A 25,731-nucleotide genomic window follows, 5' to 3' on the forward strand; every position below is an offset into this window, starting at 1 on the left:
CGACAGGTTGGTGATCCGGAAGTCCGGAGTTCCGGGATGGCCGTTGCCCGCCCTCCGGACTCGGCTCGGGGCGGTGCGGCTGTTCATGTGCGTCAGTGCTGCCGGGGCCCACCCGGGTCGGCGGTGCCGAACCAGTCGGTGAGCGCGGTGCGCAGCGGGGTCGTCGTGCGGTCGGTCCACACGACGTGTCCGTCCGGGCGTACGAGGACGGAAGCGAAGGGCGCGCCGTCGGAGCCGGCCGTGGCGCGTACGGTACGGACCCGGTCGGCCCAGCCGTCGGCGTCGGCCGCGGTCGAGGCCGGTTCCGGCGCGAGGTCGAGCAGCAGCCCGCGGCCGTCGCGCAACAGCGCGTGGACCGCGGTGCGCTCGCCGGTCGAGCAGGTCAGCGCGAGGTCGGGGACGCGGGATCCGAGCAGCGGAGCCGGGGCGGCAGCGTCGTCGCCGGGCCCGTCGCCGCGTGCGTCACGGCGGACGTCGTAGCGGACGTCCAGGCCGGTGACCCAGGCCGCGATCCGGTCCCGGGGACCGGGGTCCGCCAGCACCCGGGCGAGCACCTGGCGCACCGGCGCGGTCTCCGCGCCGCCGAACAGCAACAGGCCCTGCGCCTGTACGTTGTCCAGCACCCGGCGCCCGATCGGATGCCGCTCGTCGTGGTAGCTGTCGAGCAGCCCGGGCGGGGCCCAGCCCTGCACCTGGGCGGCGAGCTTCCAGCCCAGGTTGGCCGCGTCCTGGAGCCCGGTGTTCAGCGACTGGCCGCCCACCGGCATGTGGGCGTGGGCGGCGTCGCCGGCCAGCAGGACCCGACCGCGCCGATAGGCCGCCGCCTGCACCCAGGAGTCGTCGAACGCGTCCCGCCACAGCGGCACGGCACCCTCGATGTCCTCCCCGGTGACGGTCCGCCAGGCCGCGGCGATCTCCCGCAGGGACGGCGGGCCCTGCCGGGTCACCGGCGGGGCGCCGGCGACCCGGACCATCACCCGGGTCACCCCGTCGGGGCGCCGGGCCGAAGCGGCGAAGCCCCGCTCCAGCAGTTGGAACCGTCGGTCCGGCACCTCGACGCCGGTGAGGTCGGCGCGCAGCAACTCGCGGCGCGCCGGGCCCGTTTCGACGGGGAAGCCGACGAGCGAGCGGACCGTGCTGTGCCCGCCGTCGCAGCCGACCGCGTACCCGGCCCGGACGGTGCGCGGCCCGCCGTCGGTGCGGAAGCGGGCGACGACGCCCGCGCCGTCGTCGGACAGTTCGTCCAACTCGTGTCCGCGCAGCAGCCGGGCGCCCGCCGCGAGGGCCCGCCGGGCGAGCACCGCCTCGGTGCGGAACTGAGGCACCTTCCAGTGGCCCGGATACGGGCTCGGCACGGCGGACGCGTCGAAGGAGAGACCGGCGAAGTGCCCGCGCGGCTCGGGGACGAGTTCGTCGCCGAAGTCCGCCAGCACTCCGCGCTGGGCCAGCACCTCCATGGTGCGCGCCCCCAGTTGGGAGGCGCGGGACTCGGTCATCGGCGCGCTCAGCCGGTCGGCGACCACCACGTCCACGCCCCGCTCGGCGAGATCGCCGGCGAGCAGCAGCCCGACGGGTCCGGCGCCGACGACGAGCACCGCGGCCTCGACGTCCACCGCGCCGGCCTCCGCAGCCCCGCCGCCGGCCGGCGCGGTCGTCAAGACCGGCCCTCGACGTGCGCCTTGGCGTGGTTGAGGGTGCTCAGGCTGTTGGTGCCCAGGGCGCCCCGCACCGCGGCGCGCGCCTCGGCGAGCCCCGCGCCGTCGCCCAGCACCTGGGCGATCTTCGACTCGTCGATGGCGACGGTGTGCCGCGAGACGGCCAGTACCCCGTCGGCGTTCTCCGTGAAGCTCCAGCGGCCGGTGTGCAGCGTCATCAGCGCCGGCAGCTTGATCTGCTTGTAGTGGATGGTGCCCGCGGGCCGCTGGCACACCCGGACGGACTTCGTGGTGTGGATCGAGCCGTCGGGGGAGCGGGTGTCCATCTCCAGGAGCTGGAGCCCCTCGGTCTCCTCTTCCAGGACCACGCGCGCCACGTGCGGCAGTCGCTCCTGCCAGAGCTGCGCCTGGTCGATGAAGGCGAAGACCTCCGCGGCGGTGCCGGCGATCTGGAGGCTGTCCTCGAAGGTGAACGGCTTCTGCGCGGCGTCGGGGCCGAGCTCCGCCGAGGTCTTGAGGGATGCCAGCTCCGCGTGGCTGTTGCGGTCCACGGCCTCGGCGATCCACTTCAGGGCCGCCGGGTCGTCGTCCACCGCGCGGTAGTCGTGCAGCAGCCGCACCCGACAGCGCTCGTCGCCCTGCGGTTCGACGACCCAAGCGCCGCCCATGCCGGCGACCGGCGCGCTGGACTTCTCCTGGCGGAACTCGATGACGCCCTCGGCGGGCAGCAGCCGGCGGATGGACGTCCAGCTCTTCGCCGCGCCGTTGGCGGTCGCGCAGATGCGGATGCGCTCGTGCTCGCCGTCCTGCTCCAGGCGCTCCACGTGCACGCTCGGCGGGAACATCGCCGGCCAGTCCTCCACCTCGACCAGCAGTTGGTAGACGTCCTTGGCTGGCGCGTCGACCGTGATCTCGTGCTCGACTTCGCGGACCTCCGGTCCGGACATGGCAACTCCGTAAGTGTCGTGGGGCGGGCGGCTCACGCCGCGTTGACCAGCTCGATGAAGCCGCGCGGGGTGGTGATGGCGGTGACGGCGTCGTCCACCAGCTCCACGCCGTACTCGCGGGAGACCACGGCCGCGGTCTCCAGCAGGGCCAGTGAGTCGTAGCCCAGGTCGCTGAAGAAGGTGTCCAGGATGTCGCCGTCCAGGTCGACGGACTCGTCGGCGCCCGCGGCGTCGACGAGGATGCGCTTGAGCTCGGTGAGGGTGAACGTGTCGACGGGCATGGGGCGTCCTCTCGTCAGTCCTGCTGCCAGTGGTAGAAGCGCTGGGCCATGGCGTCGGCCGGCGAGCGCCAGGTGTCGGGGTCGTACGCGGTGATGTGCTGCTTGAGGTCGTCGCTGATGCCGACGAACAGCGGGTGGGAGCGGGCCTCGGAGATCCGCTCGCCGCCGTCGTCGTCCGCGAAGTCCTGGAGGTGGAAGTAGAGGCCCTGGTAGCTGAAGAGCTGACGGCGCAGGGTGCCCATCCGCTCGGGCATGTCGGTGCGGTCGAAGGCGGCGAAGAGTTCGCCGACGTCGCCGACCGAGTCCGGGCGGAGCCGGGCGACGATCAGGGTGCTGTGCATGGTGAGTCCTCGAAGTCGGGTGTCCGAAGGTCCGGGCGATCGGATGTACACGTGTCCACGGTTGGGGCCGGGCGGGCGGGTGCGGTGTTCACGCCGCCGCGGGCAGCGGGTCGCCGCCCGGTTCGCCGAACCACCGGGTGAGGGCCGCCGCCAGGTCGCCGCCGTCGGGTGCCACCCAGGCGACGTGTCCGTCCGGGCGCACCAACAGCGCGCGTACGTCGTCCAGTTGGTGATCCCCGCCCTCGCCGAGCAGGGTCGCCGTGACGACGTCGACCCGGTCGGCCCACGGCGCCGCGACGCCCTGGAGCGAGCCGGAGCCGTCGAGGTCCAACAGCAGGCCCCGCGCGGAGTGCAGCAGTTCGATGCCGGTCGTGGTCCCGTCGGCGGTGCGCAGGTCGCACGGCGGCAGCCGACGGCCGAGCAGCGGATGCGTGCCCCCGCCCGTCTCGTACTGCACGTCGAGCCCGCTGACCATGCCGGCCAGCCGCTTCAGCACCTCGTCGTCGGCCATCAACTCGCCGAAGACCGCCCGCAGCGGGTCGACCTCGGTGCCGCTGAGGTAGAGGATGCCCTGCGCGCGGGTGTTCGTCAGCACCCGCTCGCCGACCGGGTGGCGCTCCTGGTGGTACGTGTCCACCAGCGCGTCGTCCGCCCGCCCGGTGACCACCGCGGCGAGCTTCCAGCCGAGGTTCACCGCGTCCTGCACTCCCACGCTCAAGCCCTGGCCGCCGGCCGGCAGGTGGATGTGGGCCGCGTCGCCGGCCAGCAGCACCCGGCCGCGCCGGTAGGCGGTGACGATCCGCGAGGCGTCCGTGAAGGAGCTGACCCAGCGCGCCTCGCCGTGGCCGATGTCCTCGCCGGTGAGCCGCTTCCAGGCGGCGGCGACCTCTTCGTACGACGGGGGAGCGGTGCGCTCGCCGGGCGCGGTGCCGCGCTCGCAGACGATGACCCGGTCCAGCCCGTCGCTGAGCCGCGCGGCCATGACCATGCCACCGGCCACCCGCTCGCCGATGAAGCGGGGCCTGATGTCCGCGCCGGCCACGTCGGCGAGGAACATCTCGCAGGTGGCGTCGTGGCCGGGGAAGTCGAAGCCGGCGGCCTGGCGCACGGTGCTGCGGCCGCCGTCGGCGCCCACGAGGTACGAGCAGCGCAGCACCACCGGTCCGGTGGGCCCGGTCGCCGAGACGACGACCTCGTCCTCGCCCTGGGCGATCGCGGTCACCCGGTGGCCGCGCCGGATGTCGGCGCCGAGTTCGGCGGCCCACGCGGCGAGCACCGCCTCGGTCTCCGACTGCTCGACGTTGCGCACGCCGAAGTGACCGCCCGGCAGGACGGAGTAGTCCATCGGGATGCCGCCGAAGTGGCCCTTCGCGCTGATCTCCGCGTTCTCGAAGCGCTCCAGGAGGCCGCGCTGGTCGAAGACCTCGGTGGCGCGGGCGGTGAAGCCGAGGCCGCGGGACTCGGTGACGGGCTCCGCCAGCCGGTCGAGGACGATCACCTCGGCGCCGCCGAGGCGGAGTTCGCCGGCGAGCATCAACCCGGTCGGTCCGGCACCGACCACGATCACCGGAGCGTCGAGGGCCTCACCCGTCGCGTTCGTCGTCTGGTGCACCTGATGCGGCTGCGTCGGCTGTGTTGGCTGTGTTTTCTGCGTGATCTGCGTTGAGCCGCTCATGACGCCGCCTTGCGACGCACGGGCGCCAGCGCCTCGCTCCAGGCCACGACCTGGTCGAGCACGCTGCCGACCAACTCCGCCTTCTCGGCGCTGGGCCGGAACTCGCTGCGGTCCACGAAGTCGGTGTCGAAGGTGAGGGCCACCTGGGCCCGTACCGTCGCGACCTGGAGTTCGGCCATGACCAGCCGCAGGTGCTCGACCGCGCGGACGGCGCCGACGGGCCCGTACCCGACGAAGCCGGCGGCCTTGTCGTTCCACTCGGCGAACAGGTAGTCGATGGCGTTCTTCAGCGCGCCGGGCACCGAGTGGTTGTACTCGGGGGTCACGAAGACGAACCCGTCCAGGGCGGCGATCCGCTCCGCCCAGGCCAGGGTGTGCGGCTGCTGGTACATCCCGGCCAGCGGCGGAATGGGCTCGTCCAGCAGGGGCAGCGCCAGTTCGGCGATGTCCACGAGTTCGTACTCGGCGTCGCCGCGGCGGACGGCGATGTCGTGCACCCATTCGGCGACGGCGCCGCCGTTGCGCTGGGGTCGGGTGCTGCCGAGGATGATGCCGATTCTCGTCATGGTCGCTCCGGTGTCGTGGTGGGGAGTTCGGCCCCCGATGACGGGTGCGTCACCGGGGTGCGGTCACGCGCTGTCATCGGCCCCGAACGGCTGCTCGATGCCGATGGCGTTGTCGGTGACGGTCACGTACCGGCGGGCCGCCAGCGGCGATTCCCGCAGGTCCTCGACGAAGGCGTGGTACTGCGCCACGTCGTCGAAGCCCACGATGAAGAAGTCCGTGTGCCGGGTGGAGAAGCCGGACGCCCGGAAGGGACGGATGTCGAGGACCGAAGCGTGCTTGCCCAGGATCGGGAATACGTGCTCGGCCTCGAATCGGTCGCGTTCGGCCGGCTCCAGCAGGAACCATTCGGGCTCGAACCGAACCCCGAGAAATGCCGTGTACTTCATGTGCTGATCTCCTTCTGGGGCCGCCGAGGGCAAGGAACACTCGGTGCGAAATTTGAAGAAAGTGGGGCAATCTGCCCGACGGAGGTCAGAGTTCCGCGGCGCTCACCCGCAACCGTGGCGCCCGATCGTGGGGATCGCTTTGCCGTGGAGTTGTAACGCCGTGATATATCCTGATGGAATAAGGAGCCGCAGGAATTCCGGCGTGCGATGCTGACGAGGAGCGGACGAATGAAAGAGCCCGACACTGCGCAGATTGCGGAGCAAGGGGGCCGCATCGTGGACGAGCTGCGTTCCTGGGGAGCCAACTACACGGAATTCACCCGGCGCTTTGCTGCCCAATTGGGACTGCATTCCACGGACGCCGCCGCCCTGGTGGAGATCCTCTACGCGGAGGACCAGGGCCAGCCGCTCTCCCTGGCCCGGCTGGGCGAGCGCGTCTCCTTGACCTCGGGCGCGACGACCGCGCTGGTGGACCGGCTGGAGAAGGCCGGCCACATCGTCCGCACCCGCGGCGAGCACTCCGACCGTCGGGTGGTGACGTTGCGCAGCGGGCCGGAGATCGGCAAGGCCGCCACCGCGTTCTTCACGCCCTTCGCGGACCGGATGACCACCATGATGTCGGCCTACCCGCCCGAACTCATCGGTCAGTTCGAGGAGTTCTTGAAGGACATGCGGCGCACGCTCACCGCGCTGCTGGCCGAGGAGTACCGGGAGAACCGGCCCCGCGAGCGCGGCTGAGGCGTGCAGGGCGACTGAGTCGGCTGAGGCGGTGCGGCGGGCGGTGCGGGCGGTGCGGGCTCAGAAGTTGCCCAGACCGCCGCAGACGTTGATGGCCTGCGACGTCACCGAAGCGGCCGTGTCGCTGACGAGGTAGCCCACCATCCCGGCGACCTCGGTCACCGTCGAGTAGCGCCCCAGGGGGATCTTCGCCTGGAACCGCTCCAGGATGTCGTCCTCGGTGGTCTCCCACGCCCGTGCGTACCCGGCGCGCACCCGCTCCGCCATCGGCGTCTCGACGTAGCCGGGGCAGACCGCGTTGACCGTGATCCCGGTCTTCGCCAACTCGTTGCCCAGGGACTTGGTGAAGCCCACCACGCCGTGCTTGGACGCCGAGTAGGGCGCCGCCAGCACGACGCCCTGCTTGCCCGCGGTGGAGGCGATGTTGACGATCCGCCCACGGCTCTTTTCCCGCATCCCGCCGACCGAGAGCACGTCCCGGGTCACGTAGAAGACGCTGTTCAGATTGGTCTCGATGACCTGGAGCCAGGCGTCGTCCGTGAGGTCGGCGGTCACCCCGCCGCCGCCCGTGCCCGCGTTGTTGACCAGCACGTCGATGCTGCCGTACCGCTCGACCGCCGCGGTCACCATGGCCCGTACGTCGGACGCGGAGCGCACGTCACAGGCGACGCCGTCCACGTCGTGGCCCTGCTCCCGCAACTCCGCCACGGTCTGCTTGACCCGGTCGGCGTCCCGGGCGCAGAAGAAGACCCGGTGGCCGAGTCCGGCCAGGTGCTGGACCACGGCCAGCCCGATGCCGCTGGTCGCCCCCGTCACCAACGCGGTCCTGCCGGCGCCGTTCGTCATGGTCCCTCCCCAATCCCGCGCCGCGGCCCCGCTCGGCCGTCGGCGCACACGAAGAAGCGGCCCGGACGTGGCCGGACCGCTGAGAACTCGCTCGCTGTGGTCGTTCGCTGTGGCTACTCGATGTGCCAGGGCTCGCTGCGAAGCCCGGTGACGTCATGTGGCGTGAAGTCGCCTGCTGTGGAAGACCGTTGCGCCGACGTCGAGTGCGTCCCGTCAGGGGTCCGGAGCAATCGAGCCCCGCCCGCTGGGCACAACCTTTCCAATGTGATGCATATGTTCTTCATCCCAGGTCGGCTTGTCAAGCCCCCTCGGGAGCCAACCAGTTGCAGCCGGCCCCTCAGCCGCCGCCCCCGCGCACGTCGGCGGCGGTCTTGTGGAGCGCGCTGACGACCGCGTCCACGTCGTCGTCGGTCATCGCGGCGCCCAGTCCGATCGTCACGGAGCGGCCGAGGAACGCCTCGCTGATCCGGTGGCGCTCCGGCCGCTCCCACTCCACGCCCCACGGGGTGCGCCCCTCCCGCACCGCCCGGTGCGAGGTCACCGTCTGGCCCTGGTAGAGCGTGTACGCCGGCACCCCCGCCGCCCGCAGCCCCTCGACGAACCCACGCGCCGTCAGCCGGGAGTCCAGCAGCAGCGTCAGATCGCCGCCCGACCCCTCCTCGTCCGGCAGCCTGCGCCAGTCGAGCGCCAGGTCGGCGGTCTCGGCGCGGACCCGCCGGGCCACGTCCCGCAGCCGTTCGCACATCGGCGCCAGCCGGGGGAGCTGCACCAGCAGCACGGCCGCCGCCAACTCCGTCATGCGCAAGTTGGTCCCGACGAACGCCGGACCGTCGCCCGCGCCGCGCACCGCACCCTTGGACGTGCTGAACTGCCCGCCCTGGTCCTGGTAGCGCACCATGCGTTCGTACGCCCGGGGATCCCCGGTGACGACCGCGCCGCCCTCGCCCGCGGTGATGTTCTTGTCCAGTTGGAAGCTGAGCGCGCCCGCGTCCCCGAGCCCGCCGACCGGCCGGCCCCGGTAGGCGACGCCCGCGGCCTGCGCCGCGTCCTCGACCACCCGCAGCCCGCGCCGCCGCGCGATTTCCACGATCGGGTCCATGTCGGCCGCCGCGTTGTTCAGGTGGACCGGCATCACGCCCCAGGTGCGCTGGGTGATCCGCTCCTCAAGCCGCCGCGGATCCAACGTCAGGGAGTCGTCGACCTCGGCGAAGACGGGGATGCCGCGGGCGGCGACCACCGCCCCCACACTGGCCACGAAGGTCACCGCGGGGACGATCACCTCCGCTCCGGCCGGGATGCCGAGCCCGATCATCGCGGTGGTCAGCGCCGCCGTTCCGGACGATACGGCGACCGCGTGCGGCACCCCCGTCAGCTCGGTGAGCCCCTGCTCCAGGGCGTCCGTGCGGTGCGTCAGACCGGGGCCGTAGTAGCGGAACGGGGAGCGCGACCGGATGACCTCGACGGCCGCCGCCTCCTCCTGCTCGCCCCAGAGCGCGAGCCCGCGCCAGGTCTCGTAGCGCATGCCGTTCGTCACGACGCGCCCCCCGCGCCCGGTTCGGCGGCCGGCTCCTCCGGGAGCAGCGCGTCCAGGTCGGCCGCCGCGTGCGCCACCACGAAGTCCTCCAGGAAGAGGTAGTCGAGCTGGCTGGGGCCGAAGAAGGCCAGCGCCTGCTGCGGGGTCTCCACGATCGGCTCCCCGCGGTCGTTGAAGGAGGTGTTCAACACCACCGGCACGTTCGTCAGTTCGTCGAAGCGGGCCACCAGGTCGTAGAACGCCCCGTTCGCCTCCGGCGTGAGGGTCTGTACCCGGGCGGTCCCGTCCACATGGGTGATCGCCGGCACCTCGGACCGCTTCTCCTCCCGGACCGGCGCCACGATCAGCATGTACGGCGACTCGATGGCCAACTCGAAGTAGTCGGCGGCCCGGTGCGCCAGCACCGCGGGGGCGAACGGCCGGAACCACTCGCGGTGCTTGACCTTGCTGTTGAGCACGTCCTTCATCTCCGCCCGGCGCGGGTCGGCCAGGATGCTGCGGTGCCCCAGCGCCCGCGGCCCGAACTCGCTGCCGCCGGTGAACCAGCCGATCAGCGCCCCGCCCGGCAGCACCTCGGCGGCCAGCCGCGCCGCGTTCGCCACCCGTCGGTACGGCAGCCCGGAGGCGTCGAGGGCGGCCCGGACCTCCTCGGTGTCGTAACGGCGACCCAGGTAGGTGTGGCGCTGCGGACGCGGCGCGGCGCCGGCGGCCTTCGGAGGACGCGGGCGCGGATGCCCGCCGATGACGTGGTAGCCGTAGTACGCACAGCCGACGGCGCAGCCGTTGTCGCCAGCGGCGGGCTGCGCGAAGACGTCGGTGAACGGCGTCTGCCGCAGCAGCTTCCCGTTCGCCACCGAGTTGAGCACCACGCCGCCGGCCAGGCACAGCCGGGACAGCCCGGTCTCCCGGTGCAGCCAGCGCGCGGCGTGCAGCACCGCGGTCTCCAGCAGGTCCTGCGCCGCCCACGCGAGGTCGGCGCCGCGGGCGAAGCGCTCCTCGCCCTCCAGCCCGGTCAGGGCGCCCTCGACGAAGGACAGCAGCCCGCCGTCCTTGAGGTGCAGTGAGAACCGACCCTCGGGCAGCAGGTCGAGATGGCGGTGGAAGTCGGCGCGGTAGCGGTCGCTGCCGTACGGCGCGAGCCCCATCGTCTTGCCGTCCTCCGTCAGGTACCAACTGCCCTCCTCGTAGAGGGTGAACCCGACGGCCCGGCTGACGGCCTTGTACATGAAGCCCAGTGAGTGGTCGCTGTCCCCGGCCTGGTACACCCGGTCCGCGCGCAGGCCGTCGGTGCTCCAGTTCGTCCCGTACACCTTGGACAGCTCGGTGATCTCCGTGCCGCTGCCCACCCCCAGCGTCAGGGTCTCGATGCCCTTGCCGTCGAACAGGCTGCCCGCCCCGTCGACCACGAGGACCGCGGCCTCCGGAAAGGGCGAGGGGTGGAAGGCGCTCGCGGCGTGCGCCATGTGGTGCCGGATCAGGGTCGTACGGCTGCGGAAGGGGAAGTAGCAACTCGGCAGCAGGGTGTCGTCCGCCACCACCACGTCCACGTCCGCAAGCCGGGCGCCGTGGGCCTTGAGGCAATACCGCCAGCACTGGTTGGCCAGCGAGTTCACATTCACTGAGTACTTGCGGCGGGTCAGCCGCTCTTCCTCGATGCCGACGGCTATCTCGCCGTTTTCGACCAGGCACGCGGAGAAATCATGATTGGAACCGCCGAGACCCATGGCGAGCATGCAGCGTCCTTACTCCCAGTTCAGACATGCCGATTTGGTGAGTACAGCACGCAACGTTACCGCGGGCCCTTGAGCGGGTCCACAGGCCAATCCAAGCCATCCACCCCGGGGATCATGGCTCTTGGCGAACGGAGGGTAAATTCTGACCCATCCGCCATTGCCTTGTATAGATCGAAATCCTAGACTCTTCCACTCGACGGCGAAGTCCTGCGCAAAAACGACCTGGGTGCGGTGATGCGGGCGTGACGCTGAAGGATCACTTACGCGATGCGGTGTTCGCCGACCGAGACGGACAGGATCGTCTCAAACTCCTGATGAATGACATGGTAATCGAGGAACAGTTGTGTCAGATGAGGTGCTCCTACTGCCTCACCGAAGACTTCAACCTCCTCATGAACGTCCCGGACGCCCGACTGCGACTGACCACCGACCGCCGCGCCGACTGGCACGAGATCCTCGACGCCTACCACCGCCACGTGGACAGCCCGATCATGCGACTGTCCGGCGGCGAGTTCTTCTGGCTGAAGGGCTCCACCGAGTTCGTCGCCGAGTGCAGCGCCCGCTACGAGGTCGTCCAGGTCATCACCAACGGCGTCTTCCTCACCCCGCCCCGGCTCCAGACCCTGGCCGGACTCGGCAACGTGCAACTCTGCCTGTCGCTGGACGGCCACACCCTCCAGATGAACAGCCACCGGCTGCCGCCGAAGCAGCACCGGCTCTTCGACGTCATCATGAAACACCTGGACCACGCCGTCGAGCTGGGCATTCCGATCGAGATCCAGGCGGTCCTCACCGATGCGAACGTCACGGCGCAGGCCGACTTCGCACAGTTCCTGCTGGAGCGCTACGGACAGGGCGTGATGCTCTACTTCTTCCCGGTGCGCGGCGAGACCCGGGCCTCCCACGCGCCGCCGCTCGGCGACCACTTCGCCCCCCTGGTGGAGCGCTACGACGAACTGGAACCGGTGCTGCCGCCGCGGGCCTTCATCGAGCACATCGGGAACCAACTGAAGACCGGCGTCCGCACCCTGCGCTGCTACGCCACGGCCACCATGGTGCAACTCTTCGGCCAGGGCGACGTCTCCTGCTGCCCCTATGCATGGCTCAAACCGATGGGCAATATCAAGCAGCAGCCCGAGCTGATCCACGAGCAGTTCGGCAAGCACCAGCATTACGAGATGTTCATGCAGTCCCGGCCCCGCTTCCCGTTCTGCAAGAGCTGCACCGGTCCCATCGACGTGGTCAACCTCTATCTGTTCGGCATAATCTCCGAAACGGAGATCGCCCGCTGCGCGCCCTACGCCGGACCCCGCGCCCTCGCGCGGCTGCGCGAGTTGAAGGCCACGTTCGAGCCGGCCTACGCATCAGACTGACCACGGCGTGAAAGGCGTCCTTGCGGTGCTGTGAACGCCGAGTGCATTGCAGCGTCGAACCATCGAATCCACCGTGTGCACGGCGTCAAGGAGACCCGATTGATTTCCGCGGACGGCTTTTCTTCCACCGACGAGACGAATTCGGCGCTGCGCCGGCTGCGGGCCCTGCCGCAGCACGATCTGCTGACCATGGCCGGGGACTGGCTCGGTGAGCTCGCACCCTGGCGCAGCGCCGAGACCCTGGGGGCGATCGCTGCGCTGCCGGCCGAGACGGTCCTCGCCTCGCTGTTCGTCTTCGGCGAGCAGGTGACGGAGTCCGAGGCGCGCGAGGACGTGCCGGGGCCGCTGATCGACCTGCTGCTGGACGCCGGGGTGCTCACCGAGTCGTCCGGCAAGCTCTCCGCGGAGTACTGCCTGGTCCGGGTGGACGGCATGGCACTGATCACCTCCTGGCGGGCCGCCGGGCGGGACCGGGGCACGTACGGTCCGTGGATCTGCAGCGACTCGCTCACGCTGGCCCGGATCATCGCGTCCCGCCGGGACGTCCGGCGCTGTCTGGACCTCGGGTGCGGCACCGGCGTCCTCGGCCTGGTAGCCGCGCGCAACGGCGCGGCCGCGGTCGGGGTGGACGTCAGCCCGGAGTGCGTCGCTGCCGCCCGACTCAACGCGCACGTCAACGGGTTGGCGGACCGGCTGACCGCGCAGGTGGGGGACATCCTCTCGCTGTCGGTGGGGGACCGGTACGACCTGGTGGTGTCCAACCCGCCCTGCCTCCCGCTGCGCCGCGGCGCGCTCGGCTGGCTGGCGGGGGAAGCGGGCCTGGACGGGCTGGACTTCTTCTGGGAGCTGGTCAGCCGCCTACCCGCCCTGCTCACCGAGGACGGGGAGGCGCTGATCCAGGCCGCCGCGTACGGGGACGAGCGGGGCCCCTTCCTCGTACCGAGGCTGACGGAGGAGTTGCGGCGGCACGGACTTGCGGGCCGGCTGCTGGTGCGGCCCACCACGCCGGTGCGCTGGCCGGCCTTCGCCTCGCGGGACGAGAACCAGCAACTGACGGGCCCGCTGGGCGAGGAGGTGCGGGAGTACGTGGCGCGCATCGGAGCCACGCACTACTACGGCTTCGTGCTCAGCCTGCGCCCCGGTGACCCCGGACTGGCGGTGGGCCGGTTCCGGTGACGACGGGGGCGACGGGCCGGGCGGGGCGGCCCGGCGAGCGGGGCGGGCGTCAGACCGGGGCCGCGATCCACCGCGGTCCCAGCGTCGCCAATTCCAGGGACGCCACCGCGTCCGTCGCCTCCTTGAGCGGTAGGTGGGTGGTGTCCACCAGCCGGATCCCCGGCACGTCGGGCACCTCCGCGTCGAGATGGCGCTCGGCGAGCCGCCCCTCGATGAAGTGCTCGCCGCCCGGGTCGCCGGTGATCCGGGCGGCCAGCGCGTCCGGCCCGGCCCGCAGGCCGTAGTAGACGGAGTCCACGCCCAGTTCGTCGAAGACGGTGCGGAAGCGGTCGTACACCCGGCCGGCCAGCACCACCCCGCTGATCACCACGACGCGGGCACCCCAGTCGCGGTAGACCGGCAGGGCGGCCCGCACGGTGGATGCGGTCAGCTCGTAGAGCTCGGGCTCGCCGGCCCACGGATAGACCACCGGGTCGCAGTCCATGGCCGCGGTCGGCACCACGTAGCGCGCGGCCAGTTGCTGGCTCAGCCGGGTCTTGCCCACGCCCGGGGCGCCCGTGATGACCACCACCCTCATCGGACCACGCTCCCCTCGACGGTGCCCACCAGGCGGAAGCCGAGGTGGGGGACCTTCAGGAGCTTCGCGCCGGACTCGATGTCCAGCAGCTTCTGCTTCAACACCGAGGTGACCCGGTTGACGTCCTCGCCCCCGGTCGCCCGGGTGAGGTCCTCCCGGGACACGATCTGGCCGGGGCGGTCGGAGAGCAGCCGCAGCAGCCCCGCCTCCGCTTCGGTGACCGGCACCGACTTCGCCGCCGACCACAGGGAGCCGTGCCCGTCGAGGGTGAGGACCTGGGTGTTCTCCGGCGGTGTGACGTTGCGCAGATAGGTCAGGGTCTCCACCAGCCGGGGTCGGCGCAGCGGGCTGGCCAGGGTGAAGCCGTAGCCGCTGGAGACCGCGGCGAGGACGTCCGTCGCGGATATCCGGTCCAGCACGGCGACGGTGTAGCCGCCGAGTTCCTTCAGTTCGGCCACGGACGGCTCGTCCGGACCGGCGCCGGCGACCCGGTGGAAGGCGACCAGCAGCGAGTCGGGTGCTTCGGAGCGGCGCTCGTCGGGAGCTGACTCCCGCAAGGTGATCCCCAACTCCGCGCACGCCTCCGCCAGGACCGCCAGGTCCGGGGGAGTCAGGGACTGGGCCAGGACGTACATGGAAACCCCTTCGCATCACAGCGGATTGCCGTGGCGGGCGTCGGCACGGGCTGCTCGACGGGACCGCCGGGAAGTGAGGTGAGGTCAGATGCTCTGTCGCCGGGTCCGTGCGGCGGAGGGGCGACGACCGCGTGCGCCGTTCGGTCCTCGAAGGGAGATGCCGTCACACGGGGCGGGGCGGGCGGCATCATGCATCGGGCATATTCCGTCATGCAACTCCGAGCAGAGCAGGGCGAAAAGGCGCAGTGCAATACCTCGGCAGTGTAGCCAGCGGCCCCTCTTCGCTTTGCCGAAAAAGTCGGAGAAAGGCAAGAAACGGCGGGCCGGGTGGCCGAAACTCAGCCATCCAGGGGATGGGTTCACCAGTGCGATTCATCGAACCTATCCCCCCGTTCGCGGGCACGTCGTTCTGGCCAATCATCCGCCCTGCTGCGGGCTCGTGCGTTTGATCAAGAAATGCCGGTGGTGAGAGATCGACTTTCCGGTCCCGGCGGGAGGCTTTCGCACTTCGGGAACCCCGTGGTGACACCGGGAGAGGCGCCCGGCCAGGTCTCCCGACGGCCCGTCAGGTAGCGCTCGATGCAGGTCGTCACCGGTGAATCGGCCATGGTTCCGAACCGCTTTCGTCGGGCACATTGCTTCGTAAACGTGCTGCTGTAGCCTCAGAGGGCGACTTGCCTGTGAAGCGATCAGGGGGAGCGAGCCGAACGAATGAAGACTCGTGTGCTACTGGTGCAGCAAGGAGTCTGGGGAAATTCCGCGTCCTCCATGCCGCTGGCCGTCGGCTATCTGAAGTCCTATGCCGAAGCGGACGCCCGGGTCCGCCGGTCCATGGACATCACCATCCGGAACTATCCCGGCGACGCCGGGGTGAACGCGATGGCGCGCGACCTCCTGCGGGACGGCAGCCCCGACGTCCTCTGCTTCTCCGTCCTCGGTTGGAACTACCGCCCCTTCGGGGCCATCGCGGAGACCTTCAAACAGATCAATCCGCGCGGCTGGGTGATCTTCGGCGGCAACCACGTGGCACACCAGGGCGAGCGGGTCTTCCGGGAGTTCCCGCAGGTCGACGTGGTGGTCAACGGCGAGGGGGAGCTGGTCTTCCGGGAGTTGATGACCGGCTACCTGGACGGCGCCCACCCCCGCGAACTGCACGGCGTGAGCGGCATCTCCTTCCTTGAGGAGGACGGCAAACAGATCACCACCCCCGAGCGCGAACGCATCGACGACCTGGAGATCCTACCGTCCCCCATTCTGACCGGAGCGGTGCCCCTGCTGGACGCCAACGGTCGTTTCGCTTACGACTACGCACTGATGGAGACCAATCGCGGCTGCCCCTACAAATGTTCCTTCTGTTACTGGGGAGGCGCGACCGGACAAAAGATGCGGGCGTTCTCCAGGGAAAGGCTGCGCGAGGAGTTGGAGTGCCTGGGTCGGGCAGGCGCAGAGGTCGTCATGCTGGCCGACTCGAACTTCGGACTCATGCGCCAGGACGAGGAATTCGTCGACGACCTGCTCCGGGTCCGCAGTCGATACGGATACCCGAAGCGCATCGAGACCTCTTGGGCAAAGAACAAGTCAGCAGGTTTTTACCGCATCATGGACAAGATGAAGCAGTCCGGGATGCACAGCGCCTTCATCCTGGCACTCCAGACCATGGACGAGAACGTGCTCGACCTGATGCAGCGGCGCAACATGAAGCTGAACGAATGGGAGAACCTGGTCTCCTGGCTGATCGAACACGACATCAACCCCTATCTGGAACTGATCTGGGGAGCGCCGGGCGAGACGATCGATTCCTTCCTGCGCGGCTACGACCGGGCCGCGAAACACACCCCCTTCATCGCCGTGCACCCCCTGATGCTGCTGCCCAACACCGAGTACCACAACAAGCGGGAGGAGTACGGTCTGGTCACCGTCCGCGGGGAGCGGGACGACTTCGAATACGTCCTCTCCCACGACACCATGACGCTCCAGGAGAACGAGCGGATGCTCCGCTTCATCTGCTGGAACCGCGTCCTGGCCCGGAGCCTGTGGCTGCACAACGTGTGGATCGCGCTGCGCGAACTCGCCGGCGTCTCCCAGTCGAGCGTCATCCTCGCCTTCTCCGACTGGATGGAGACCACCGAGGACCCCGATGCCCGTCAGATGCACGCGCTGGCCCGGCCGACCAACTCCGCCAGCGAGATGACCGACGCCCGCGTCTGGCAACTGCTCACCACCCGGCTGCTGCACCGCTGGTGGGCGGAGGCCATGCGCCCCCGAGTGCCCGAGGCGCTGCGACCGCTGCTGGACGAGGTCTTCCGCTACGACCTGATGTGCCACCCCGTCCGCCCGGAGGAGACCGGGTCGGACGCCGGGGACCGGCTCCCGGTCGTGGAGCGGGGCGGCGAGCAGTGGTACCTGCGCTCCGACGTGACCTTCGCCTATCCCGTACCCGAACTGGTCGCCGCCCTGCGAAGGGGCGAGGAGGTGAGCACGGAGCCCGCGCTCCACACCACGACCTTCTACTACCGCACCGGATTCGGCGGCGACCTCCAGCACTACTTCCGGATGGACCGCTTCCGCGGGCTGACGGAGCAGCAGCTCGCCGATCAGAGCACACCCGTGTGACCTGGGAAGGAAGGGACGACACGATGGATCGAGACGGTCTCATCCACGAACTGCACGAGATCGCCGCCCAGATGACGAAGGCGGAGCGGCTGCGCACCGCGCCGGTGGACCCCTCGGGCGACGCCAGCCTGGTCGACCAGTACGGCTTCAGCTCCCTGGACGCCCTGGAGTACCTGCTGATCCTGGAGGAGAAGTTCGACGTCGTCTTCGAGGACGAGGAGCTGACGGAGGAGACCCTCTTCTCCATCCAGGGCCTCGCCACGTACATACTCGACCAGAAGGCCGGCCAGAGCCCGTCCATCCCATGACGCCGACGCCGACCTCCCCGTCCCCCGGCCCCCCGGGCAGCGGCACCGAACCCGTGGGCTTGAGCGTCGTGGTGCCCACCCGGGACCGGACCACCCGACTGCTGCTGACCCTCACCGCGCTCGGGCAGCAGACGCTGCCGCCCGAGCGGTACGAGGTCGTCCTGGTCAACGACGCCGCGGACGCCGCCGACAGGTCCGATCTGGCGCAGGTCCTCGCGGCCGTGCCCGCGCACCTGCCGCTGCGGACGGCCGCCACCGGCGGGCGCGGCCCGGCCCGGGCCCGCAACGAGGGCGCGGCCCTGGCCCGCGGCGACGTGCTGCTCTTCCTCGACGACGACACCGTGGCGACCCCCGGGCTGCTCGAAGCCCATCTGCGCGCGCACGACCCCGGGGGCGCCCTCGTCGTGCACGGCGCCGTCACCGACCTGTCCGCGTTCGCCCTGACCCCCGACCCCGCCGTGCTGCGACCGGCCCTCGTCGGCGCCCGGGGCCGCAGCATCGACGCCGCGGCGCTCGTCGACCTCGCCGAGCACGCCCGCCTCTTCGGCCCCCGCCGCTCCTTCATCGAACGCACCGCCAGGGCCGTGCTCGACGCCCCGGGGCACGAACCGCTGCACTGGCTCGCCTGCATCGGCACCAACACCAGCGTGCGGCGCACCGTCTTCGACCGGGCCGGCGGCTTCGACGAGCACTACGGCGAACGGTGGGGCGGCGAGGACCTGGAACTCGGACTGCGACTGAAGGCCACCGGTGCCACCTTCGCGCTGCTGGACGCCACCGCGTACCACCTCCCCGGGCCGCGCCGCGACGCCGCCGACCTGCTGGCGACGTTCTGGCGGCTGGTCGCCGAGCGCCACGGTGACCCGCGCCTCGCCGAGGTCGGCGCCTTCCTCGCCGGTCGGCTCCCGCTCGCCCGACTCGCCGACCTGCTCGCCCCCGCGGCCGCCTCCGCCGCCGTCCCCGGCAGGGCCGGGCCGTGAGGGGTGCGCTGGAGGAGTTGGGCGCCCGGCGGCGGCGGGCCGCGCCGATCGCCGGCGGTGCGCTGTCCACTTCCTTCGTCGAGGTGCTGACGGCCGCGCTGGCGCAACTGCCCGCCACCGCGCGCGCCACCGCCCCCGTCATCCTGGCGGCCGCCGACTACAGCGTGGAGACCACGTCCGGATACGTCGACCGCTGCACCGATGCCGAGTCGGGCGGGCGCCGGCTGCGCCCGTCGGAGGCCATGTCGCCCGAACCCGCCCAACTCCTCCAGCACCTCGCCGCGCCGGGCGACTGGCGGGGGCCGGGATACGTGCTGATCAGCCCGGGCACGGCGGCCGAGCAGGCGGTCCGCTGGGCCCGGGCCGCGGTCGCCACCGGGCTGCACCCGGCCGTCGTCGTCTGCGAGGTGGTACGGGACGCGGCCGCGCCCGGGTTCCGGGTGGCGGCCCTCCCGGTGACCCCCGACGGCACCGCCCCGCACCGCCGCGCCCCCGCGGACGCGGTCGTCATCTCCGGCACGGGCCTGGTCACCGCCTTCGGCGCCGGCACCGACGCCTTCTGGCGGGCGCTGCTCGACGGCCGGCGCGCCCTCGGCGAGTTGACCCGGTTCGACGCGGCCCGCTTCCGCAGCCGCACGGTCTGCCAGGCCGGCAGCTTCGACCCCGGGGCGGTCGAAGGCCCCGTGCGCCGGGCCTTCGCCGACCGGGCGGGCGCCGAGGCGCTGCGGGACGCCGGCATCGCCGAACTGCCCGCCCGGACCCTGCTGGTCGCCGCCGGCGTGGTGCCCCACCTGCCGCGGGTCGCGGGCGCCCCGCGGATCGAGGAGATCGCCCTGGAGCCGGACTGGGCGGGCGAGGGCTTCGGCATCCCGGCCGGTGCCGGCAGTGCTGGTGCCGCAGACGCGGCCGTGGTCGCGCACGCCTGCGCGTCCGGCGCCTTCGGCCTCGCCATGGCCCGGGAGTGGCTGCTCGGCGGCCTGGCCGACGTCGCCGTGGTCACCGGGGTGTCGGCGCTCAACCCGTACGACTACGCCTGTCTCGACGTGCTGCGGGCCACCAGCACCGACGCCGCGCGCCCCTTCGACGAGCACCGCTCCGGCGTCACCGTCGGAGAGGGCGCCGGCGCGATCGTGCTGGAGCGGGCCACCCGCGCGGCGGCCCGCGGCCACCCGCCCCGGGCGACGATCGCCGGCATCTCCTGCCGTGTCGCCGGCCAGGGCATCAGCCGGCTCAACGCGCACATCAGCGCCGACTGCATCCGCACCGCCCTGACGATGGCCGGCCGCACCGCCGTCGACTACGTCCACGGCCACGCCCCCGGCACCCGCCAGGGCGACGAGGCGGAACTGTCGGCCCTCGACGCGATCGGCGCCGAACACGGCTGGCGGGACGTGCCCGTCAGCTCCCACAAGGGCGCCGCCGGACACCTGCTGCACGCGTCGGCCTTCCCCGCCGTCGTCGCCGCGGTCCGCGCCCTGCGGCACGGCGCGCTCCCGGGCACCCCGGGGCTGCGCACCCCGCTGCCCGCCCGGCACGTCCGCGTCCTGCACACCCCGGAGCCCTGTCCGGGCATCCGTTCCGCACTGGTGAACAACTTCGGTTTCGGCGGCAACAACGCGGCGCTCCTGCTGACGGGAAGCACGAGCGCCCCGGACGGACGCCTGGAGTGGAGTACACATGGCTGACGCGGTGCTACTGACCCCCCGCGAGATCCTCACCGGATTCTCCAGCGTCAACAACCAGAACGTGCTCATCAACGACGACGAGTACCTGCGCCTGGACCCGGCGATGCGGCTGTTCTACGAGAAGGTGCGGGAGAACCTGGGGGTGGCGTGCATCGCCGGCCACCTGCGCTCCTGCGGCTACTCGGTGCGGGCGTTGAACCTGCACGGGCGGCACCCCAGCGACGAGGCGATCACGGAGTTGGTGCGGCGCGAGCGGCCGAGTTTCGTGGGCATCAGCATCATGTACGACCTGCACATCATCGATGCCGTGCGGTTGCTGCGGTGCGTGCGCAGGGCGGATCCGTCGGTGTTCGTGGCGATCGGCGGCGCGTTCTGCACGTACAACGCGAAGCTGATCGCCGAACGCATCCCGGAGGCCGACTGCGTGGCGTTCGGCGAGGGCGAGATGACCGTCGAAGGGCTGATGGAGTGCCTGGCCGCGGGGCGCGACTGGCGGAAGGTGCCGGGGCTGTGGTTCTGGCAGGAGGGGCGGGTGCGCAGCAGCGGCCCGCCGAAGCTCCCCGACCTCGCCAAGGAGTCCTGGCCGGCCCGTGACCTGCTCGTGCACCACCGCGAAACCGGCATCCCCACCCCCGTCGCCTCCACCTACACCAGCCGCGGCTGCCACGCCAAGTGCACCTTCTGCTACGTGCCGCGGGCGCCGGGCGTGGCGGTCGGCAACGCCTGGCGCGTCCGCTCCCCCGTCGACGTCGTGGACGAGATCGAATACCTCCAGGTGGAGTTCGGCACCCGCTTCCTGTGGTTCAACGACGACAACTTCGGCGGCGCCTTCGCCGAGGGTTACAGCCACGCGATCGGCTTCGCCGAGGAGATCCTGCGGCGCGGGGTGAAGATCTCCTTCCACTCCGAGTTCCGGGTGGACACCGGGCTCATCGACCGCGAAGCGCTCCACACCCTGCGCCGGGCCGGGATGCTCTCCGCGCTGCTCGGCATGGAGACCGGCTCGCCCACCATGGCGAAGCGCTTCCGCAAGGGCACCACCGTCGAGTACAACTTCGACGCCGCCCGGCTCTTCAAGAAGGAGGGCATCGAGCTGGAACCCGGCTGGATCATGATCGAGCCGGGCACCACGATCGACGAGCTGTGGCAGAACCTCGTCTTCATCGTCGCCGCCGAGATCGCCCCCAGCGAGAACCCCTTCTCCTTCATCAGCCGCGCCATCGCGCTGCGCGGCACCGAGATGTACGACAAGGTCGTCGACCCCGGTCCGCCCGAGCTGCCGGACGTCGAGGGCCCCGCGAAGGACGTCCTGCTCGAAGCCCGCCGCGAGTACCGCATCCCCGACGCCCGAGTCGAGGACGTCTGGGCGGTCTGGAGCAGCGTCAGCGGCGAGGTCAGCGACCGCAAGGAGGAACTGCCCTTCCTCGCCCAGCTCATCGCCGACGCCACCAGGGCCCGCCGGGCCCGCAGGGAAGCCGGGCTGCGCCCGCTGCTGGGCCGGCTGCGCCGCTGGGTCGAGGGGCTGCCGAACCTCCTGATCGCCTTCCTCAACGTCGGGCTGCTGCTCGCCGACGAGGATCCGCCGCAGCTCGCGGCGCGACTGGAGGACGAGTTGCGCGCGCTCGTCGACGCGTACGACCGAGAACACCTGGGCCGCACCTACCCGGACTTCGTCGCGGACACCAAGAGGCGGTGTGCGGAGTCGGAGCGCGCCATGGCCGGCTGAGCGGGTCGGGAAGGCCGCGCGGGGCCGGGCGCCGCGCGGGGCCATGTGAGGAACGTCAGCGAAGAGGAAAAGGAGACGGGTCGTGTCGGATGTGCTCCTGCTGACCCCCCGGGAGATCCCCACCGGTGCCGCGAGCCTGAACAACCAGAACGTGATGATCAACGACGAGGAGTACCTGCGCCTGGACCCCGCGATGCGGCTGTTCTACAAGCGCGTCCGGGAGAACCTGGGGGTGGCGTGCATCGCCGGCCACCTGCGCTCCTGCGGCCACACCGTACGGGCGTTGAACCTGCACGGGCGGCACCCCAGCGACGAGGCGATCACGGAGTTGGTGCGGCGCGAGCGGCCGAGCTTCGTGGGCATCAGCATCATGTACGACCTGCACATCATCGATGCCGTGCGGTTGCTGCGGTGCGTGCGCAGGGCGGATCCGGCGGTGTTCGTGGCGATCGGCGGGGCCTTTTGCACGTACAACGCGAAGCTGATCGCCGAGTTGATCCCCGAGGCGGACTGCGTGGCCTTCGGCGAAGGGGAGATGACCGTCGAAGGGCTGATGGAGTGCCTGGCCGCGGGGCGCGACTGGCGGAAGGTGCCGGGGCTGTGGTTCTGGCAGGAGGGGCGGGTGCGCAGCAGCGGCCCGCCGAAGCTCCCCGACCTGACCAAGGAAGCCTGGCCCGCGCGCGACCTGCTCGTGCACCACCGCAAGACCGGCATCCCCACCCCCCGCGCCTCCACCTACACCAGCCGCGGCTGCCACGCCAAGTGCACCTTCTGCTACGCGCCGAGGCAGCCCGGAGTCATCGGCAGCTACTGGCGCGTGCGGCCCGTCGAGGACGCCGTCGACGAGATCGAGTACCTGCAACGCGAGTTCGGCACCCGCTTCCTGTGGTTCAACGACGACAACTTCGGCGGCGCCTTCGACGCGGGCTACCACCACGCCGTCGGCTTTGCCGAAGAGATCCTGCGGCGCGGCGTGAAGGTCTCCTTCCACTGCGAGTTCCGGGTGGACACCGGGCTCATCGACCGCGAGGCGCTGCGCACCCTGCGCCGCGCCGGCATGGACCTGGCGCTGCTCGGCATGGAGACCGGGTCGCCCGGCATGATGAAGCGCTTCCGCAAGGGCACCACCGTCGAGTACAACTTCGACGCCGCCCGGCTCTTCAAACAGGAGCACATCGAGCTGGAACCGGGCTGGATCATGCTGGAGCCCGGCACCACGATCGACGAACTCTGGGAGAACCTGAAGTTCATCGTCGCCGCCCGGGTGCACGAGAGCGAGAACCCCTTCTTCCTCATCAACCGCGCCATCGCGCTGCGCGGCACCGAGATCTACGAGAAGGCCACCCGCTACGACCTGCCCGACATCCCCGGCGTCGACGGGCCGGCCCGCGAAGTGCTGCTCCAGGCCCGCCGCGACTACCGGATCGAGGACGAACGCGTCGAGCACCTGTGGACCGCCTGGAGCCGGATCTCCTCGGAGATCAACGACCGCAAGGAGAACGAGGTCCCCTTCCTCGCGCAGAGCATCGCGGACGCCGTCCGGGCCCGCCGCGGCCTCGACGCCGAGTCGCTGCGCCCGCTGCTGGGCCGGCTGCGGCTGTGGGACCAGGGCCTCACCGGGCTGCTGGTCGCCTTCCTCAACGCCGGGCTGCTGCTCGCCGACGAGGACCCGCCGCACCTCGTCGAACGGCTGGAGGACGAACTGCGCACCATGGTCACGGCGTACGACGTCGAACACCTGGGGCACGCCTTCCCGGACTTCGCCGTCGAGGTAGCCCGGGCCTGCGGCGAACACACCCTCGCGCAAGTGCGGGGCTGACCCGTGACCCCCGCCGCCGAAACGCCCCGCGGACGGCGCGTCCGCTTCGCCGCCGTGGGCTGCGGACGCGTCTTCGAGCGCTACCACCTGCCCTGCGTCGACGCCCGCGACGACGTCGAACTCGTCGGCGCCGTGGACACCGACGTCGAACGGGCCCGCGCCCTGACGGCGGACCGTCCCGCCGTGTGGACCGGTGACTCGGTGCAACGGCTCATCGCGGCCACCCGGCCCGACGCGCTGAGCGTGTGCACCCCCAACGACGCCCACGCCGAACCCGTGATCGCGGCCCTGGACGCGGGCGTCGCCGTGCTGTGCGAGAAGCCCCTCGCCGCCACGGCGGCCGCGGCCCGGCGCATGGCGGAGCACCCCGCGGCCGCCCTGCTCTCCGTGAACCTGCCCTTCCGCTGCCACCCGCTCGCCGCCCCCCTCGCCGCGGCGGCGGGGGCCGGGGCACGGCACGTGACCGCCGCCGTCGCCACCCCCGGCAACCGGGTCTGGCGGGCGTACACCCCCTGGTACGGGGACCGGGCGCGGGCCGGCGGCGGCGCTCTGCTGGACCTGGGCCCGCACCTCCTGGACCTGTTGGTCACCGTCTTCGGCGCGCCCGAGGTCCGGGAGTGCACGGTGGACGCGCCGGACGTCGAGGAACGCGCCCGGGTGGAACTCGCCTTCCCCGGCGACCTGCCGGCGACCCTGCGGATCGACCGGGCCGCGCGCCGGCTGGAGACCTCCGTCACGCTCACCACCGCCGACGGGGACCACGTACTGGACCTGCGACGGAACGAGTTCCGCCACGCGGACGGCACGGTCACCCCCGCGGTCGGCCGACCGGAACTCGCGGCCGTCACCGCCTTCTTCGACCGACTCACGGGCGTCGACGCGGCGTTCGCGCCGCCCGCGGGCGCCAAGGAAGCGCTGGAGGTGCAACTGCTGGTGGAGTCCGCGTACGGCTGCGCACGAACGGCCCGCCTCCCGTAAGCGCCCCGACGGCGCGCTTTCCTGTGCGTGTATGCACGTAGCCGCGGTTTCCCTACGGGTGGATTGGTCTCTGCGGCCCGTCTGTGGCTGTTCGCGCAGTTCCGCCCCCTACGCCCGAAGGGCGTGGTGATACCCCCAGCGCCCCCAAACACCTTGCCCTCAGCCCGTAGACAACGTAACGGGGCAGCGAAACAGGGGCGCTCGGGGTCCCCCCGTGCCCGCAGGGCACAGGGCGCGGAACTGCGCGACAAGCCCACCACCGGCCGGTGGAGACCAGCGCTCCCGCAGGGAAACGGCGGCCGTGTCCCGAGGCACGGAGACCCGCACGGGACCTTCCGGGCACGGCCTACGCCAGGAACGCCAGCACCTCCGCGTCGAAGCGTTCCGGTGCGTCCCGGTGCACGTAGTGCCCGGCGTCGACGGCCACCATCCGTCCGTGCGGCACGCGCGCGGCGACCTCCGCCAGCAGGGGCCGGGGGACCGGGCTCGACAGACCCCCGCTGATCACCAGCGTGCGCGCGGTGACGTCCGGCAGCCGGCGCCACCACTCGCCGTCGGCGCGCCGCAACTCGTCGATGATCGGGCGCACCGCGGCGGCGTCCAGCCCACCGGTCCGGCGCAGCGCGCGGAACTCCCGGTAGAGCGCGACCACCTGCGCCCGGCTGCCGTCGCCCGTGCTCCGCGCGGCGAGTTCCGCCTCCGCAGCGGCGTCCCTCGGCGGCGGCGGGGTGTCCTCGATCACCAGCCGGCGGACCCGCGAGGGCTGGCGCTGGGCGAGCAGCCAGCCGACGTGGCCGCCCATCGAGTGGCCCACCAGGTCGATCCCGGACAGCCCGTGGGCGTCGAGCAGCGCCACCACGTCCGCGTACAGGGCGGCGAAGGAGTAGCCGGGCGACCGCGGGCTGAGGCCGTGGCCGCGCAGGTCGGGGACGTACAGCCGGCGCCCCCCGGCGGTCAGTTCGGCCGCGAGCCGGTCCCAACTGGCACCCGTCTCGCCCAGGGCGTGCAGCAGCACGGTGGGGCGGCCCGACGGGGCCGAGATCCGGCAGTGCAACGGCAGCACGGCCTCCCACGCCCCGGCCGACGGACCCGCCCCGCCCCGCGTTGTCTGACCACCGTCACGCAGCACTCCGCGATGGTATCCGCGGCGCCGTAGGA

At 71.5% G+C, this 25,731-nt stretch carries 23 protein-coding genes; 10 read left to right on the plus strand and 13 right to left on the minus strand.

What is annotated here, in order from left to right:
• Positions 1-92 precede the first annotated feature (92 nt).
• From ACH4E8_RS18780 to ACH4E8_RS18810, 7 genes are all read right to left on the minus strand, one after another.
• On the minus strand, positions 93-1,658 hold the full coding sequence (locus ACH4E8_RS18780) for an FAD-dependent monooxygenase (protein WP_398449503.1): 1,566 nt from the start codon (positions 1,656-1,658) through the stop codon (positions 93-95).
• The gene (locus ACH4E8_RS18785) at positions 1,655-2,602 is read right to left on the minus strand and encodes an aromatase/cyclase (RefSeq protein WP_398449505.1); all 948 of its coding nucleotides are present in this window, start codon (positions 2,600-2,602) and stop codon (positions 1,655-1,657) included. Before ACH4E8_RS18785 ends, ACH4E8_RS18780 begins: the two co-directional genes overlap by 4 nt.
• A 32-nt stretch (positions 2,603-2,634) precedes the next feature.
• Entirely contained in the window at positions 2,635-2,883 is a 249-nt protein-coding gene (locus tag ACH4E8_RS18790) for an acyl carrier protein (protein WP_398449506.1), read from the minus strand.
• 14 nt (positions 2,884-2,897) lie between these two features.
• Positions 2,898-3,224, minus strand: coding sequence for a TcmI family type II polyketide cyclase (locus tag ACH4E8_RS18795; protein WP_398449508.1), 327 nt, complete (start codon positions 3,222-3,224; stop codon positions 2,898-2,900).
• A gap of 88 nt (positions 3,225-3,312) precedes the next feature.
• The gene (locus ACH4E8_RS18800) at positions 3,313-4,899 is read right to left on the minus strand and encodes an FAD-dependent monooxygenase (protein ID WP_398449510.1); all 1,587 of its coding nucleotides are present in this window, start codon (positions 4,897-4,899) and stop codon (positions 3,313-3,315) included.
• A complete protein-coding gene (locus tag ACH4E8_RS18805; RefSeq protein WP_398449512.1) occupies positions 4,896-5,465 on the minus strand; it encodes an NADPH-dependent FMN reductase in 570 nt (189 codons plus the stop codon). The genes ACH4E8_RS18800 and ACH4E8_RS18805 overlap by 4 nt, the downstream gene beginning before the upstream one ends.
• Before the next feature lie 63 nt (positions 5,466-5,528).
• Complete coding sequence (locus ACH4E8_RS18810) at positions 5,529-5,852, minus strand: darcynin family protein (protein ID WP_398449514.1); 324 nt, start codon at positions 5,850-5,852, stop codon at positions 5,529-5,531.
• Between the two features lie 228 nt (positions 5,853-6,080).
• On the opposite strand from ACH4E8_RS18810, the gene ACH4E8_RS18815 reads away from it, so the two are divergent.
• Positions 6,081-6,590 carry a MarR family winged helix-turn-helix transcriptional regulator gene (locus ACH4E8_RS18815; protein WP_398449516.1) on the plus strand — a complete coding sequence of 170 codons (510 nt, stop codon included), beginning with the start codon at positions 6,081-6,083 and terminating at the stop codon, positions 6,588-6,590.
• A gap of 60 nt (positions 6,591-6,650) precedes the next feature.
• Here the strand turns inward: ACH4E8_RS18815 and ACH4E8_RS18820 are convergent, their stop codons facing one another.
• The 3 genes from ACH4E8_RS18820 to ACH4E8_RS18830 all read right to left on the minus strand — a co-directional run bounded on the left by ACH4E8_RS18820 (position 6,651) and on the right by ACH4E8_RS18830 (position 10,703).
• On the minus strand, positions 6,651-7,436 hold the full coding sequence (locus ACH4E8_RS18820; RefSeq protein ID WP_398449518.1) for an SDR family NAD(P)-dependent oxidoreductase: 786 nt from the start codon (positions 7,434-7,436) through the stop codon (positions 6,651-6,653).
• Positions 7,437-7,773: 337 nt separating this feature from the next.
• Positions 7,774-8,970 carry a DegT/DnrJ/EryC1/StrS family aminotransferase gene (locus ACH4E8_RS18825; RefSeq protein WP_398449520.1) on the minus strand — a complete coding sequence of 399 codons (1,197 nt, stop codon included), beginning with the start codon at positions 8,968-8,970 and terminating at the stop codon, positions 7,774-7,776.
• Positions 8,967-10,703, minus strand: coding sequence for a carbamoyltransferase (locus tag ACH4E8_RS18830; RefSeq protein WP_398449522.1), 1,737 nt, complete (start codon positions 10,701-10,703; stop codon positions 8,967-8,969). The genes ACH4E8_RS18825 and ACH4E8_RS18830 overlap by 4 nt, the downstream gene beginning before the upstream one ends.
• Before the next feature lie 314 nt (positions 10,704-11,017).
• On the opposite strand from ACH4E8_RS18830, the gene ACH4E8_RS18835 reads away from it, so the two are divergent.
• Together ACH4E8_RS18835 and ACH4E8_RS18840 are read left to right on the plus strand one after the other, a co-directional pair.
• Complete coding sequence (locus ACH4E8_RS18835; RefSeq protein ID WP_398449525.1) at positions 11,018-12,076, plus strand: radical SAM protein; 1,059 nt, start codon at positions 11,018-11,020, stop codon at positions 12,074-12,076.
• A gap of 99 nt (positions 12,077-12,175) precedes the next feature.
• Positions 12,176-13,252: a methyltransferase gene (locus ACH4E8_RS18840; protein ID WP_398449527.1), complete on the plus strand. Its 1,077-nt coding sequence runs from the start codon at positions 12,176-12,178 to the stop codon at positions 13,250-13,252.
• Positions 13,253-13,301: 49 nt separating this feature from the next.
• Here the strand turns inward: ACH4E8_RS18840 and ACH4E8_RS18845 are convergent, their stop codons facing one another.
• Complete coding sequence (locus ACH4E8_RS18845) at positions 13,302-13,829, minus strand: hypothetical protein (RefSeq protein WP_398449529.1); 528 nt, start codon at positions 13,827-13,829, stop codon at positions 13,302-13,304.
• Entirely contained in the window at positions 13,826-14,464 is a 639-nt protein-coding gene (locus ACH4E8_RS18850; RefSeq protein ID WP_398449531.1) for a transcriptional regulator, read from the minus strand. The genes ACH4E8_RS18845 and ACH4E8_RS18850 overlap by 4 nt, the downstream gene beginning before the upstream one ends.
• Before the next feature lie 711 nt (positions 14,465-15,175).
• Between ACH4E8_RS18850 and ACH4E8_RS18855 the strand changes: the two genes are divergently transcribed.
• From ACH4E8_RS18855 to ACH4E8_RS18885, 7 genes are all read left to right on the plus strand, one after another.
• Positions 15,176-17,077, plus strand: a complete 1,902-nt coding sequence (locus ACH4E8_RS18855) for a KedN5 family methylcobalamin-dependent radical SAM C-methyltransferase (protein ID WP_398449533.1) — start codon at positions 15,176-15,178, stop codon at positions 17,075-17,077.
• Between the two features lie 23 nt (positions 17,078-17,100).
• Positions 17,101-17,385, plus strand: coding sequence for an acyl carrier protein (locus ACH4E8_RS18860; protein ID WP_398449535.1), 285 nt, complete (start codon positions 17,101-17,103; stop codon positions 17,383-17,385).
• On the plus strand, positions 17,382-18,365 hold the full coding sequence (locus ACH4E8_RS18865; protein ID WP_398449537.1) for a glycosyltransferase family 2 protein: 984 nt from the start codon (positions 17,382-17,384) through the stop codon (positions 18,363-18,365). Before ACH4E8_RS18860 ends, ACH4E8_RS18865 begins: the two co-directional genes overlap by 4 nt.
• Entirely contained in the window at positions 18,362-20,050 is a 1,689-nt protein-coding gene (locus tag ACH4E8_RS18870; protein ID WP_398449539.1) for a beta-ketoacyl synthase N-terminal-like domain-containing protein, read from the plus strand. The genes ACH4E8_RS18865 and ACH4E8_RS18870 overlap by 4 nt, the downstream gene beginning before the upstream one ends.
• Positions 20,043-21,776, plus strand: coding sequence for a B12-binding domain-containing radical SAM protein (locus tag ACH4E8_RS18875; RefSeq protein ID WP_398449541.1), 1,734 nt, complete (start codon positions 20,043-20,045; stop codon positions 21,774-21,776). Before ACH4E8_RS18870 ends, ACH4E8_RS18875 begins: the two co-directional genes overlap by 8 nt.
• An 82-nt stretch (positions 21,777-21,858) precedes the next feature.
• Entirely contained in the window at positions 21,859-23,595 is a 1,737-nt protein-coding gene (locus ACH4E8_RS18880; RefSeq protein WP_398449543.1) for a B12-binding domain-containing radical SAM protein, read from the plus strand.
• Between the two features lie 3 nt (positions 23,596-23,598).
• Entirely contained in the window at positions 23,599-24,573 is a 975-nt protein-coding gene (locus ACH4E8_RS18885) for a Gfo/Idh/MocA family protein (RefSeq protein WP_398449545.1), read from the plus strand.
• Positions 24,574-24,919: 346 nt separating this feature from the next.
• Here the strand turns inward: ACH4E8_RS18885 and ACH4E8_RS18890 are convergent, their stop codons facing one another.
• Complete coding sequence (locus ACH4E8_RS18890; RefSeq protein ID WP_398449547.1) at positions 24,920-25,702, minus strand: alpha/beta fold hydrolase; 783 nt, start codon at positions 25,700-25,702, stop codon at positions 24,920-24,922.
• Between the last annotated feature and the right edge of the window lie 29 nt (positions 25,703-25,731).

Source organism: Streptomyces sp. NPDC017979, from assembly GCF_044328175.1.
Classification (GTDB): Bacteria; Actinomycetota; Actinomycetes; order Streptomycetales; family Streptomycetaceae; genus Streptomyces.